This window comes from Streptomyces sp. NPDC091649, from assembly GCF_044756785.1.
Lineage (GTDB): Bacteria > Actinomycetota > Actinomycetes > Streptomycetales > Streptomycetaceae > Streptomyces.
Genome location: NZ_JBIVTR010000014.1, coordinates 25,097 through 39,270, shown reverse-complemented (window position 1 = coordinate 39,270; position 14,174 = coordinate 25,097). Strand labels below are relative to the sequence as shown.

11 protein-coding genes are annotated in these 14,174 nt (G+C 71.0%); 1 reads left to right on the top strand and 10 read right to left on the bottom strand.

What is annotated here, in order from left to right:
- Nucleotides 1–7: 7 nt before the first annotated feature.
- The 10 genes from ACIQMU_RS22555 to ACIQMU_RS22510 form a co-directional block, all read right to left on the bottom strand.
- Nucleotides 8–835: a rhamnogalacturonan acetylesterase gene (locus ACIQMU_RS22555; protein ID WP_402689543.1), complete on the bottom strand. Its 828-nt coding sequence runs from the start codon at nt 833–835 to the stop codon at nt 8–10.
- A gap of 164 nt (nt 836–999) precedes the next feature.
- Nucleotides 1,000–2,334 (bottom strand): sugar ABC transporter substrate-binding protein, encoded by a 1,335-nt coding sequence (locus ACIQMU_RS22550; RefSeq protein ID WP_352242568.1) that lies wholly within the window; start codon nt 2,332–2,334, stop codon nt 1,000–1,002.
- A complete protein-coding gene (locus tag ACIQMU_RS22545) occupies nt 2,331–3,932 on the bottom strand; it encodes a family 43 glycosylhydrolase (RefSeq protein ID WP_352242569.1) in 1,602 nt (533 codons plus the stop codon). The genes ACIQMU_RS22550 and ACIQMU_RS22545 overlap by 4 nt, the downstream gene beginning before the upstream one ends.
- A complete protein-coding gene (locus ACIQMU_RS22540) occupies nt 3,929–4,783 on the bottom strand; it encodes a DUF6807 family protein (RefSeq protein ID WP_352242570.1) in 855 nt (284 codons plus the stop codon). The genes ACIQMU_RS22545 and ACIQMU_RS22540 overlap by 4 nt, the downstream gene beginning before the upstream one ends.
- Complete coding sequence (locus ACIQMU_RS22535; protein WP_352242571.1) at nt 4,780–5,985, bottom strand: Gfo/Idh/MocA family oxidoreductase; 1,206 nt, start codon at nt 5,983–5,985, stop codon at nt 4,780–4,782. The genes ACIQMU_RS22540 and ACIQMU_RS22535 overlap by 4 nt, the downstream gene beginning before the upstream one ends.
- Nucleotides 5,982–6,893: a carbohydrate ABC transporter permease gene (locus ACIQMU_RS22530; protein WP_352242572.1), complete on the bottom strand. Its 912-nt coding sequence runs from the start codon at nt 6,891–6,893 to the stop codon at nt 5,982–5,984. The genes ACIQMU_RS22535 and ACIQMU_RS22530 overlap by 4 nt, the downstream gene beginning before the upstream one ends.
- Complete coding sequence (locus ACIQMU_RS22525; RefSeq protein ID WP_402689542.1) at nt 6,890–7,822, bottom strand: carbohydrate ABC transporter permease; 933 nt, start codon at nt 7,820–7,822, stop codon at nt 6,890–6,892. The genes ACIQMU_RS22530 and ACIQMU_RS22525 overlap by 4 nt, the downstream gene beginning before the upstream one ends.
- 223 nt (nt 7,823–8,045) lie before the next feature.
- Nucleotides 8,046–9,800 (bottom strand): L-arabinonate dehydratase, encoded by a 1,755-nt coding sequence (gene araD, locus ACIQMU_RS22520; RefSeq protein ID WP_352242609.1) that lies wholly within the window; start codon nt 9,798–9,800, stop codon nt 8,046–8,048.
- A complete protein-coding gene (locus ACIQMU_RS22515; protein WP_352242574.1) occupies nt 9,797–10,699 on the bottom strand; it encodes a dihydrodipicolinate synthase family protein in 903 nt (300 codons plus the stop codon). Before ACIQMU_RS22515 ends, araD begins: the two co-directional genes overlap by 4 nt.
- 50 nt (nt 10,700–10,749) lie before the next feature.
- Nucleotides 10,750–11,406, bottom strand: coding sequence for a GntR family transcriptional regulator (locus ACIQMU_RS22510; protein ID WP_352242575.1), 657 nt, complete (start codon nt 11,404–11,406; stop codon nt 10,750–10,752).
- Between the two features lie 461 nt (nt 11,407–11,867).
- Here ACIQMU_RS22510 and ACIQMU_RS22505 point away from each other — a divergent pair, with 461 nt between their 5' ends.
- A complete protein-coding gene (locus ACIQMU_RS22505) occupies nt 11,868–14,078 on the top strand; it encodes a discoidin domain-containing protein (RefSeq protein ID WP_402689541.1) in 2,211 nt (736 codons plus the stop codon).
- Nucleotides 14,079–14,174: the final 96 nt, after the last annotated feature.

Here is a 14,174-nt window from a genome sequence, read left to right as displayed (position 1 = left end):
GAGTACGTCAGGCCGGCCAGGTGATCCACTCCGCCGGGACCCGGTCGTCCAGGCGTCGGAGGTCGCGCGCGGCGAGCACGTCCTTTGCCAGCAGCGCCCGTGCGGTCATACGGGCCACCTCGATGGCGCCCGTCGGCCTGAAGTGCGTGTTGTCCCGGGCGCCGTCGGGATGGTTGGGCGAGTCGCCGGGCTCCAGCCACAGGAAGTACGCCTCGGTGCCGTCCGGCCCCAGCTCCTGCCAGCGGGCGAGGGACAGCGCCTGGACATCGACCAGGGGGACGCCTTCCTCGGCCGCCAGGGCACGCATCGCCGCCGGGTACTCGCCGAGGGTGGGCCGGGCCGTGCCGTCGGCGGCGAACCGGCGGCGTTCGACCGAGGTGACCAGCACCGGCCGCGCCCGCCGTGCGCGGGCCTCCTTCAGGTACTGGCGCAGGTACTCCTGATAGGTGGTGTACGGGTCCGTCCCGCGCGCCGGATCCTCGGTCTTCTGGTCGTTGTGGCCGAACTGGACGAGGACGAGGTCGCCGGGGCGCACATCGGCCAGGAGCGCGGTGAGGCGGCCCTCCTCGATGAAGCTCCTCGAACTGCGGCCGTTCACCGCGTGGTTGGCGACCCGGAGGTGCGAGGAGAGGAAATGGGGGAGCGCCATGCCCCAGCCCGTCTCGGGCGCCGCGTCGGCGGCCTTCGCGGCGGCCGTGGAGTCACCGGCGATGTGGATGGTCCGGGGGCGGGGCCTGCCGCCACCACGGCCGCCGTGCGCGAGCGCCGGGGTGGCGGTGAGAGCGAGGGGAAGGGTGAGCAGTGCGGTGGCGGTCTGTCTGCGGGTGAGTGACACGGGGGCTGCCTCTCTCAAAGGACGTACCGGTGGACGCGTCCCTGGGGACGTGCGCGCGTGCGCGGTCCGGGACACGCGCACGCGGTGCGGGAGGGCCGGCGGGAGGCGCGACCCGGATCGCCGCCGGCCCGCCCGGTCGGGACGGGGCCGGCGGGGCGGCTCGGTCAGCCGTTGCCGATCTCCTTCCACTCCTTGTTGGCGGCGTTCAGCTCCTCGGCCATGTCGTCCAGGAACGCCTTGGCCGTGATCTTGCCGAGCAGCACCTTCTGGAACTCGGGCTCGTTGTCCGCCTTGCTGATGTTGTTCCAGTCGGGCAGGTAGTACGGCAGGTCGACGACCTTGGTGGAACCGTCGGTCAGCGCCTTGGCGGCGAGTGCCGTCGGCTCGGTCTCGCTGATCCACGGGTCCTTCGCCGCTTCGGTGTTGGCCGGGATGGCGCCCGCCGACTCGTTCCACTTGCTGTTGGACGCGTGGGAGGCGGCGAACTCGATGAACTTCCAGGCCGCGGTCTTGTTGTCGCTCGACCGGAAGAGGCCGAGGCCGTCCACGGGGTTGGAGACCTGCACGCGGGTGCCGCTGTCCCCGATGGGGGCCGGGATGCCGGCGAACTTGTCGTCGCCCAGGGCCTTCGCGTGGTCCTGGTAGGAGCCGAGGTTGTGGCTCAGCATGCCGATCGTGCCGGTGTCCCACTGGGCCACCATCTTGGTGAAGTCGTTGTTGACGTCGGCAGCGGGCGTGGTCTTCTTGAAGAGTCCGGCGTACTTCTCCAGAGCGGCGACGTTCTTCGGGTCGTTGAGCGTCGTCCTGTCGCCGTCCCAGAACTCCGTGATGCCGGACTGGCCGTAGACGGCGTCCAGCGCCTGCGCGATGGAACCTGCGCCGCCGCGGATCGTGTAGCCGAACTTGTTGTTCTTGGCGTCGGTCAGCTTCTCGGCCGCCGTGTAGAACTTCGCCCAGGTGTCGGGCGCCTCCAGACCGGCCTGCTCGAACAGGTCGGTGCGGTACCAGAGCACGCCGTTGTTGGCGGAGGTCGGTACGGAGTAGATGTCGTCGCCCCGGCCGGCCGCCGCGCGGACGCTCTCGACCATGGAGTCGACGAGCTTGCCCTTCAGCGCGGACTTCTCCAGCCGGTCGTTGACCGGTTCCAGGGCTTCCTGGGAGACCATGTTGGCCAGGTAGGCCGTGCCGACGCCGCCGACGTCGGGCAGCCCGCCGCCCGCTATCGCGGTGTCGTACTTGGACTGCACGTCGGCGATCGGAATCGGCACGTACTTGACGGTGATGTCCGGGTTCTGCTTCTCGAAGTCCTTGATGATCTCGGTCCAGACGGCTGTGCGCGGACCGCCGTTGTTGTCCCAGAAGGTGATCTCGCCCTTTCCGCTGCCCTCCGTGCCGGAGCCGCTGCCGTCGTCGCCGCACGCGGTGGCCGTCAGCGCGAGCACGGCTGTGAGGGAGACCGCGGCGGAGGCGCGTGCCCGGTGTGTCTTCGAGATGATCATCGTCGGCTCTTCTCTGTCTGTCGATCGGGGCGGGGTGGATCCGTGGGTGTGTACGTCTGCGGGGGGTGGGGACCGGTGGTGCGGAAGGTGGAGAAGCGGGCCGAGCCGGCGCGTCCCGTTCCGGCCGGCGCGGTGGCGAAGAGGCCGAGGAGCGCGCCGACCCAGCGCCAGGGAGTGGCCGCGAAGACCTGGCCCGAGGGCCGGAACCCCTCGCCGGTGTCGGCGAAGAAGCGGCAGCGGGCCCCCGCCGTGACCTCGATCCGCAGCCGGACCCGCCCGTCGGGGGACGCGCGGGACCCCGCCGCGTCCCGTTCGTGCGCGGCGACGCCCTCGGCGAAGCGGTGGACGAGCCGCGGTGTCCCGTCCGCCGCCACCGCGAGACCTATCCAGCTGAAGGCGTCCCCCAGCACGGCGAGTCCGGCCTTGGCGCCCGGTTCACCGCTGTCCAGGGCGAGATCCACCTCGACGTCGAACTCCTCGGCGGGCAGCCGCTGGACCAGGACGTTGGGCAGCAGCCGCAGGTCGTGCTCGTCCGCGGTCCGCACGCAGGTGAGCCGCAACCCGTCCCCGGTGTGCGGGGCGGTCCAGCCGGGCTGCGGGTTGGCCGTCCACTGCCACTGCTCGCCGGGCCGGCCGCCGGGGAAGTCGTCGTCGACGGCGGGCGCCGCCGTCGGCTGGGCGGGGGCGGCCGGTTTGGTGTGCCGGGAGACGGGTTCACCCGCGTCGCCGATGACGGGCCAGCCCCCGGCGTCCCAGCGCATCGGCTGGAGGTGGACGACCCGCCCGTACGCTCCCCGCGCCTGGAAGTGCAGGAACCAGTCCTCGCCCGCAGGGGTCCGCACCCAGCCGCCCTGGTGGGGGCCGTTGACATCGGTGCGGCCCTGGGCGAGGACGACGCGTTCCTCGTACGGTCCGAAGAAGTTCCGGGAACGGAAGGCGCCCTGCCAGCCGGTCTCCACACCGCCGGCCGGGGCGAAGATCCAGAAGTAGCCGTCGCGGCGGTAGAGCTTGGGGCCTTCGAGGGTGAACCAGCCCGGTATCCGGTCGGCGTCCACCACCGTCCGCCCCTCGTCCAGGAGGCCGCGCCCGTCGGGGCTCATCCGGTGGCCGGTGAGGCGGTTCTTGATGCCGGAGCGGGACTTGGCCCACCCGTGCACCAGGTAGGCGTCGCCGGTCTCCTCGTCCCACAGCGGGCAGGCGTCGATGAGTCCCCGGCCCGCCTTCAGCAGGTGCGGGGCTGACCAGGGCCCCGTGATGTCAGGGGCGTTGATCTGCTGGACACCGTGGTCGGGGTCGCCCCAGAAGATCCAGAAGCGCCCGCCGTGGTGGCGCAGCGAGGGCGCCCAGACCCCCCGGTCGTGGCGGGGGGCGGCGAAATCGGCGGCGGGCTCCAGGCGGTCCAGCGCGTGCCCGGCGAGGGTCCAGTTGACCAGGTCGCGGGAGTGCAGGAGGGGCAGCCCGGGGGACCGGCCGAAGCTGGACGCGGTGAGGTGGTAGTCGTCTCCGACACGGACGACGTCGGGGTCGGACCAGTCGGCGTTCAGGACGGGATTGCGATACGTCCCGTCACCGAGGTCGGAGGTCCAGGGCCGGCTCACCGGGCCACCGCCCGGCGCGCGTACCGGGCGGCGGTCTCCCGGTCCGGCCTGCCGTCCACGACGACGGTGATGATCCGGCGCACGACAGAGCCCCCGGCGGGCACGGGCAGCCGCTCCCGCGCCGCGAGGCAGGAGCCGACCCCCGGGTACTCGGCGGTCCGCACGAACCACGGGTCGCGCCGGGTCTCCTCGGTCGCCCCCGCGAACACGAGGGTCCAGCCGTCCCCGGCGAGGGCCAGCCAGTCGGCGGTGCGACCGTGGACCGCGCTCTCGCCCTCGTGCTCGTCGCTGAACACGGCAGGCGGTACGGCCTCCTTGGGAGCGCGCCAGAAGAATCCGCCGTACCCGGCGCCCGGGCGTCCATTGGTCGCGGGGCTGCCGATGGAGAGGTCCGTGTCCCCGGAGTTGGAGAGCACGAAGGAGAAGTCGAGCTCCCAGGTGGCGCCGGAGGTCCGGGTGGCCGACACCGTGCGGTGCTCGCGCAGGAGTTCCACGCCGTTCGCCTCCCACGCGAGCTCCTGGGTGAAGCCGTTCGGGCTGCGGTGCGGCCGGGCCAGGTGGCGCTGGACGCCGTGGTTGTCGAGTGCGGTGGGCCCCCGGCCCCGTACGTAGGTGCGCCCGCCCCAGAAGTTGTACCCGGCCACGTCGGGGACGGCGACGGAGACGCCCAGGTGGTGGAGGTGGTCGGCGGGGCGCTCCTCGGTGACCGTGATCCCGCCGAGGGTGGTGACGGGGTGGAGCCGGGGGCGGTCGCCCGCCCCGGGCCCGTAGCCGTAGTGCGCGACGGTGTCGGCTCCGCAGGAGAGGGCGGCCGGGAGATCGGGGAACGGGTCGGCGGCACGCCGGGTCATGAGGCGGCCCCCTCACTGGCCCGGGCCCAGGGAGCGCCCAGTTCGGAGAAGAGGCGGAGGGACTCGGCCCCGGCGGCGACCAGGGAGTCGATGCCCGGCACGACCCGCCTCGCCCCGCCGCCGGGCCCCTCGTGCCGCATCTCCCAGGCGGGGGCGGGCAGGGGGGCCGGTTCGGGCGCGTTGCGCACGGCCTCGACGACGCGCATGAACGCGCCCGTGGAGGCGGGCGGAACCAGCAGCGGGGTGCCGTGCTCCAGGTGGTCGAGGAGGTTCTCCAGGAGATCGGTCCGCCCGTGTACGGTCTCCTCCGGGCCGCGTCCGGCGCGCTGCACCAGGACGCGGTCCTGCTTGTACCAGAAGGTGATCCGGCCTCTCTCGCCGTGCACGATGACGTACGGCTCCCCGGCCCGCTCGGCGCACAGCGTGACCGCGACGGTGACGGGCAGCCCGTCGGCGGTGGTGACACGGACGCTGCTGGTGTCGTCCGCCTCGATGGCGTGCGCCCGGAACAGTTCCGTCTCGATGGAGGCGACCTGCTCGGACCGCCCCCGGCAGGCGAGTTCCAGTGCTGTGGCCACGGCGTGCGCCAGCGGATTGGTCAGGACGCCGTCGACCACGTCGGTGGTGCCGAGCCTGCGCCGCCCGGCCCAGGGCGCCCGCCGGAAGTACGCCTCGTCGCGGACCCACGCGCCGGCGGCCCCGACACCGGTGACGGTCCCGATGGCTCCGGTGCTCACGAGCTCGCGGATGGCGGGCAGGGCGTGCGATCCGAAGGACTGGAACCCGACCTGGCAGGCGGTCCCCGCCCGCTCGACGCCTTCGCTCATGCGCGCGTAGTCGGCCCAGGCGGCGGCGGGCGGTTTCTCCAGCAGCAGGTGGACACCGCGGGCGGCGGCGGTGAGGGCCAGTTCGGTGTGGGTCTGGATGGGGGTGCAGACGATGGCCGCCCGCGCTCCGGTGCCGTCCAGGAGCGCCGCGAAGTCGTCGGACTGCTCGGGCGACTCACCGGCTCCGAAGCCGGAGGCGACGAGTTCGTCGGCGGTCAGCGGCTCCAGCTCGCAGATCCCGGCCAGTCTGACCCGGCCCTGGTGCTGCAGTCGGCGCACATTGGCGAGATGCCACCGGCCGTGGCCCCGGGCGCCGGCCAGGACGACGGGGACGGGGGCGGTCATGTCCGCGGCGGGGAGGGGCATGTTCGTCATCCCTTCACCGCGCCGGCGCTGAAGCCCGTGATGAGCCACTTCTGGATGAAGGCGAAGACGATCACCACGGGGACGGCCGCGATGACACCGCCCGCCGCGAGCGCGCCCAGGTCGACGCTGTCCGCGCCGATCAGCGTGTTGAGGCCGACCGGGATCGTCTGCTTGTCCTGCTCGCTCAGGAACATCAGGGCGAAGAGGAAGTGGTTCCAGCTGTGAACGAAGGCGAAGGAACCGACGGCGATCAGCCCGGGGCGCAGGAGCGGCAGGACGACGGTCCGGAAGGCGGTGAAGCGCGAGCAGCCGTCGACCCAGGCGGCCTCCTCCAGGGACACCGGGACATTCTTGATGAAACCGCTGATCAGGATGATGGACAGCGGAAGTTGGAAAACCGTCTCCGCGATCACGACGCTTCCCAGCGAATTGATCAGCTGGAGGTTCCGGAAGATCTCGAAGAGCGGTACGAGCATCAGGGCGCCCGGGATGAACTGCGAGCAGAGCAGGGCGAGCATGAACACGCCCTTGATCCTGAAGTCGAACCGGGCGAGGGCGTAGCCGCCGGCCAGGGCCACCAGGGTCGTGGCGACGAGCGTCGCCACACCGACGATCATGCTGTTCTGGAAGAAGACGGCGAAGCTCCGCTCGTTCCAGACCTTGGAGAAGTGCTCTCCGGTCATCGGCCAGGGCACCAGCGACGTGGAACCGGCGGGCCGTACGGCGAAGAGCAGCATCCAGTAGAACGGGATGAGCGTGAAGAGCAGGTAGAGGCCGAGCGGCAGGTAGATCTGCCAGCGCGGCACGTCGTCGAAGGCGCGTTCCCGTCCGGGACGGCGGCGCGGGGAGGACGGCGGAGTGCCGTGACCGGCAGACCGCTGAGCGGTCCCGGTCTTCTCGGCGAGTACGGCGGTCATGTGCGGTCGCCTCCGAACTTGCTCAGGCGCAGATAGACGATCGAGCAGAAGAGCAGGATCACGAAGGCGACGGTGGTGAGCGCGGAGGCGTACCCGAAGTCGTGGCCCTCGATGCCCGTGTTGGCCACGTAGAGCGGCAGGGTGGTGGTCACACCGGCGGGCCCGCCGCCGGTGAGGGTGTAGAGCAGGTCGACGTTGTTGAACTCCCAGACCCCGCGCAGCAGGGTGGCGAGGATGATCGCGTCCCGGAGGTGGGGGAGTGTGATGTGGAAGAACTGCCGCAACCGGCCCGCGCCGTCGACCGACGCCGCCTCGTACAGCTCCTTGGAGACGGACTGGAGGTCGGCGAGGATGAGGATCGCGAAGAAGGGGACGCCGCGCCAGAGTTCGGTGACGGTGGCCGCCCAGAAGACGGTTCCGGTGTCCGAGAGCACCGACGTTCCGTAATCCCCGATCCCGGCGTCCGCGAGGTACCGGCTGAAGCCGGTCGAGGAGTTGTAGAGCAGGATCCAGATCGTGCTGGTCAGCACGCCCGAGACGGCCCAGGGCGAGAAGACCATGGCCCGTGATATGCCCCGCCCGATGAAGGTCTGGTTGACGATCAGGGCGAGCGCCAGCCCGAGGAGGAGTTGCAGCGTGACCTGGGTGAAGACCCACTGGGCGCTGAACCCGAGCGCCGGCCAGAACTGGTCGTCGTCGGTGAAGATCCGCCGGAAGTTGTCGAGCCCCGCGAAGCCGTTCCGCCACGGCTTGGTGACGTTGTAGTTCTGCAGGCTGTAGTAGAAGACGCTGATCACCGGGTAGGCGATGAAGCCCAGCATCAGCAGGCCCGCGGGCGCGATCAGCAGATACGGCAGGCGGCGGGGGCGTGCCGAGCGGCGCCGGGGTGCCTTGGGCGGCGGTGTGGCCACGGCTGCGGATTGGGCCATGACGCGTCTCCGATCTCTGGGAGGTGCTGGATGCGCTGAACCTGCGGGGCCCGCTGGGGCCACTGCCTGTGAAAGCGCTTGCTACGAAGGGCCGGAAGGGCCCCGGGGGAGCGGGACACACGGGTTTCTCCGCCCGGCTCCGTCCGCGTACGGCCACGGCTCCCGGGTCTCCCGCGTACGGTCTCCGGCCGTGGTTCTCCCGCGTACGGTCACGGGGCCCGGTTCACCCCGCGTACGGGTCGGGCACTTCTCCCCGCCGGGCCAGGAACGTGAAGTCGCAGCCGGTGTCGGCCTGGGTGATCTGGTCCTGGTACAGCGCCCCGTAGCCGCGCCCGTAGCGGGCGGGCGGCGGGGACCAGGCGGCCCTGCGCCGCTCCAGTTCCTCGTCGTCGACATCGAGCCGCAGGAGCCGGGCCTCGACGTCCAGGGTGATCAGGTCGCCGGTGCGGACCAGGGCGAGCGGCCCGCCGACATAGGACTCGGGGGCGATGTGCAGGACGCAGGCCCCGTAACTGGTGCCGCTCATGCGCGCGTCGGATATCCGCACCATGTCCCGCACACCTTGCTTCAGCAGGTAGTCCGGGATCGGCAGCATGCCGTACTCGGGCATACCGGGGCCGCCCTGCGGACCGGCGTTGCGCAGCACGAGCACATGGTCCGGAGTGAGGGCCAGGGCCGGGTCGTTGATCGTGCGCTGGAGTTCCCGGTAGTCGTCGAAGACGACGGCGGGCCCGGTGTGGCGCAGCAGGTGCGGCTCGGCGGCGATGTGCTTGATGACGGCCCCGTCGGGGCAGAGGTTGCCGCGCAGCACCGCCACCCCGCCCTCCTCGGCCAGCGGATCGGCGCGCTCGCGGATGACCTCGCTGTTGTGGACGGGCGCCCCGTCGAGCTGTTCGCGCAGGGTGGCGTGCGCGACCGTGGGCCGGTCCAGGTGCAGTACGTCCCCGAGCCGCCCCAGGAAGCCGGGCAGACCGCCGGCGAAGTGGAAGTCCTCCATCAGGTACCGTCCGCCGGGACGGAGATCGGCCAGGACGGGCACCGTACGCGCGATCCGGTCGAAGTCGTCCAGCGTGAGCTTCACACCGGACCGGCCGGCCATGGCGATCAGGTGGATCACGGCGTTGGTGGACCCGCCGAGCGCGAGGACCGTGGCGACGGCGTCCTCGTACGCCTCCGGCGTCAGGATCTGCGACAACGTCACCTGCCGCATGACGAGTTCGACGATCCGCAGCCCCGACGCGGCGGCCATCCGCTCGTGACCCGAGTCGACGGCCGGTATGGACGACGCGCCCGGCAGTGTGACGCCGAGCACCTCGGCGGCGGCCGTCAGGGTGGAGGCGGTACCCATCGTCATGCAGTGGCCGGGGGAGCGCGCGAGGCCGTTCTCCAGCTCGCTCATCTCGCAGTCGCCGATGGTCCCGGCCCGCCGCTCGTCCCAGTACTTCCACATGTCCGTGCCGGAGCCGAGGACCTCGTTGCGCCAGTGCCCCGGCAGCATCGGCCCGGCGGGCACGAAGACGGTGGGCAGGTCCACGGAGGCGGCGCCCATCAGCAGCGCCGGCGTCGACTTGTCGCAGCCGCCCAGCAGCACTGCCCCGTCCACGGGGTAGGAGCGCAGCAGCTCCTCGGTCTCCATCGCCAGCAGGTTGCGGTAGAGCATCGGCGTCGGCTTCTGGAAGGTCTCCGAGAGCGTGGAGACCGGGAACTCCAGCGGGAACCCTCCCGCCTGCCAGACTCCCCGCTTGACCGCCTGCGCGCGGTCGCGCAGATGGCTGTGGCAGGGATTGATGTCCGACCAGGTGTTGAGCACGGCGATGACCGGCTTGCCGAGGTGCTCCTCGGGGAGGTAGCCGAGCTGACGGGTGCGGGCCCGGTGGCTGAAGGAGCGCAGTCCGTCGGTGCCGAACCACTGGTGGCTGCGCAGTTCCTCGGGCGCGATGCGGCCGGTTCCCGGTTCCCGGGCGGACGCCCCGGTCACAGCGACCACTCGGCTATCAGCCCGGCGACCTCGGCACGCCGGGCCTCGGGCAGGACGCGGCTCGGCGCGCGTACCTCGCGGCGGCAGAGGCCCAGTGCGGACAGGGCCTCCTTCACGACGGTGACGTTGTCGGCGGACTGCTCCTCCGCGCGCAGTTCCTCGAAGCGGCGGATGCGCTCCCAGACCTTCATCGCCGCCACGTAGTCGCCGGCGCGCAGCGCCTCCAGCATGTCGAGGGAGACCGCCGGGGCCACGTTGACCAGCCCGGAGGTGAAGCCGGTGGCACCGGAGGCGAAGTAGGAGGGGGCGTACAGCTCGGCGAGGCCGGCGACCCAGACGAACCGCTCCAGCCCGGCGTCCCGGGCGAAGGCCCCGAAGCGGGCCGCGTCGGGGACCGCGTACTTCACCCCGATGACGTTGGGGCAGGCGTCGGCGAGTTCGGCGAGCCGTGCGCCGGCCAGCCGCGGGCTGCGGATGTAGGGGACGACGCCGAGCTCCGGCACGGCCTCGGCGATCGACCGGTGGTAGTCGACCCAGCCCTCCTGGGCGACGTAGGGGTGCACCGGCTGGTGCACCATCACCATCGCGGCACCGGCCCCGGCCGCGTGCTCGGCGGCGGCCACCGCGGTCGGCACGTCGTGGCCGACACCCACCAGGACGGTGGCGCGGCCCGCGGCCTCCTCGACCGTCAGCTCGGTGACGAGGCGGCGCTCGTCGGGAGTGAGCGCGTAGAACTCCCCGGTGTTGCCGTTCGGGGTGACGACGCGGACCCCGCCGTCGAGCAGCCTGCGCATCAGCGCGCGGTGGACCGCGGTGTCGATGCTGCCGTCCTCGGCGAACGGCGTCACCGGGATCGCCACAACGTCTGCGAGGGCCGCCTTGAGCGGAGAGTTGTCCATGCGGACTGGCCTTTCGTCGAGGTGCTGCTGGTGCGTGGCCGGCGAGTGGTTCACGCGGTGCCACCCCCGTCTTCGTCGTCGGGGAAGGCGCGGCGTACGAACGACGCGATGTGGTGGTGCAGAGCCCCGGCGGCGGCCTCCGCGTCGTCGGCGACGGCGAGCCGCAGGATCTCGCGGTGCTCGGCCGCCTCGCGCTCCCAGGACGGGACCGCCGACCAGGCCACGGTCGACACGAGCGCCGCCTGGTCACGGACCTCGTCGAGCATCCGGGAGAGCAGGGGATTGCCGCAGGGCAGGTACAGGGCCCGGTGGAAGTCCCGGTTGGCCAGCGACCTGTCGGCCGGGTCGACCGCCGAGTCGGCCCGCTCCAGGGCTTCCTGGGCCGCGTCCAGCGAGGCCCCCCGGGTGATGGAGCGGCGCAGCGCCTCCGGTTCCAGCAGGAGGCGCACGTCGTACACCTCCCTGGCCATGGTCGCGTCGACGAGCCGCACGGTGACGCCCTTGTACTGGCTCATCACCACGAGTCCCGTGCCCGCGAGCGTCTTCAGCGCCTCGCGGACGGGAGTCTTCGACACCCCGAACTGCGCGGCGAGTTCCGTCTCCACCAGCGCCTGTCCCGGTCTCAGCTGAGCGGTGAGGATGGCGTGCTTGATGGCCTCCAGCACGTACTGGGTCCGGGACGGGATCGGGGCAGGGGCGAAGGTCATGGGTGACGGGCTCTCACATCTCGCGTATCGCGTCTCATATATGACGTACGAAGTACGACGCGATGAAGTTAGAGCCGAACGGATTGTTTCGTCAACGCTTCCGACCGAAGAACTTGTGGAGTCCGCACACCACTTGACGCCAGGGGCCGGAGCCTTGCCGGGTCGGGCGTCCGTGCGGGCGTGGTCCGTCCGGAAGGCCCGCCCCCCGGAGCAGGGCTTTTCCGTACGCGAAGCCGGCCGTGAGGAGTTTCGAGCCCAAAGGCGTCAGGTGCTGTTCCGCCGGCGAACCGGTCTCCGCGCTCCGCGTCGGACGGCTGGCCGCCAACTCCACTGCTGCGGCACGGACTTAATAAAAGATGGAAGAAAAGACCGTGTCTGGATCCTTGACCGTGCCCGGGGTGGCGGGCAAGGTACGAGAGAGCGCTCTCCCGTATCTCCACTCGTTCTCGAGGAGCCCCCGCATGCCCGCAGTCGGCATTCCCCCAGCGGCACCGCTGCCCCGCGGACCCGGCCGTCAACCGGCGCCGGTGTCCCGCGGCATCGTCGCCGCGATGGCCACCGCTCTGGCCGCCACCCTTCTCGCCTTCGTTCCCGCCGCGAGGGCCGAGGCCGCACCGGTGCTGCTGTCCCAGGGCAAGCCGGTCACCGCGTCCAGCGAGGAGAACTACGGCACTCCGGCCACCGCGGCCGTCGACGGGAACCCGACCACCCGTTGGTCCAGTGCCGCTTCCGACCCGCAGTGGATACGCGTCGACCTCGGCGCGACCACGAAGCTGAGCCAGGTGGTCCTGGACTGGGAGGCGGCCTACGGCAAGGCATACCGCGTCGAGCTGTCGGCCAACGGCTCCGACTGGTCGACCGCCTACCGGACCACCGACGGCGACGGCGGCACCGACACCCTGGACATCAGTGGTGAAGCCCGCTATGTCCGAGTGAACGGTACCGAACGCGGCACCCAGTACGGCTTCTCCCTCTGGGAGTTCAAGGTCTACGGCGAGTCCGGCGGGACCGACGGCCCGCAGCTGCCCGGCGGCGGCGACCTCGGCCCGAACGTGCACGTCTTCGACCCCTCCACGCCCAACATCCAGGCCAAACTGGACCAGGTCTTCGACGAGCAGGAGGCGGCGCACTTCGGCAACGGCCGTCACCAGTTCCTCTTCAAGCCCGGCACCTACAACAACCTCAACGCGGAGATCGGCTTCTACACCTCGATCTCCGGCCTCGGCCTCAAGCCCGACGACACCACGATCAACGGTGACGTGACCGTCGACGCGGGCTGGTTCAACGGCAACGCGACGCAGAACTTCTGGCGTTCGGCCGAGAACCTGGCTCTGAACCCGGTCAGCGGCACCAACCGCTGGGCCGTCTCGCAGGCGGCCTCCTTCCGTCGTATGCACGTCAAGGGCGGCCTCAACCTGGCCCCGAGCGGTTACGGCTGGGCCAGCGGCGGCTACATCGCTGACTCCAAGGTGGACGGCGAGATCGGCAACTACTCGCAGCAGCAGTGGTACACCCGCGACAGCTCGATCGGCGGCTGGTCCAACTCCGTCTGGAACCAGACGTTCTCGGGAGTCGAAGGCGCACCCGCCAACGCGTTCCCCGAGCCCCGCTACACCACCCTGGAAACCACTCCGATCTCCCGTGAGAAGCCGTTCCTGTACCTGGACGGCAACACGTACAAGGTCTTCGTGCCCGAGAAGCGCACCAACGCCCGCGGCGTCTCCTGGAACGGCACCCCGCAGGGCACCTCGATCGGCCTGGACCGGTTCTACGTGGTCAAGGAGGGCGCGACGGCGGCCACCATCAACCAGGCGCTGTCGCAGGGTCTCAACCTGCTCTTCACCCCGGGCATCTACCACGTCGACCAGACCATCAACGTCGACCGCGCGGACACGGTCGTCCTCGGCCTGGGTCTCGCGACGATCATCCCGGACAACGGGGTGACCGCGATGAAGGTCGCCGACGTCGACGGCGTGAAGCTCGCCGGCTTCCTGATCGACGCCGGTACGGTCAACTCCCCGACCCTGCTGGAGGTCGGCGCGCCGAACTCCTCCGCGGACCACGCCGCCAACCCCACCACCGTCCAGGACGTGTACGTCCGCATCGGCGGTGCGGGCGCCGGCAAGGCCACCACCTCCATCGCCGTCCACAGCGACGACGTGATCATCGACCACACCTGGGTGTGGCGCGCCGACCACGGCGAGGGCGTCGGCTGGGAGACCAACCGCGCCGACTACGGAGTCCGGGTGTACGGCGACGACGTGCTCGCCACCGGCCTGTTCGTGGAGCACTTCAACAAGTACGACGTCGAGTGGTACGGCGAGCGCGGCCGCACGATCTTCTACCAGAACGAGAAGGCGTACGACGCACCCGACCAGGCAGCCATCCAGAACGGCGACACCCAGGGCTACGCCGCCTACCGGGTCGACGACTCGGTCGACGTCCACGAGGGCTGGGCGATGGGCAGCTACTGCAACTACAACGTCGATCCGACCATCCGCCAGGACCACGGCTTCAAGGCCCCGGTGAAACCGGGCGTCAAGTTCCACAGCCTGCTGGTGGTGTCGCTCGGCGGAATGGGCCACTACAACCACGTCATCAACAACACCGGAGCCTCCACGGTCCCGGCCGGCACCACGACCGTGCCGTCCACCCTGGTCTCCTTCCCCTGAACCGTCCCCCGCGGTGAAACGACCCGCGAGGGACGTCCCCCCGGGCCGGCGCCCGACCGCCGGCCCGGGGGCGGTTTCCCGCAGCGACCGGCGTTC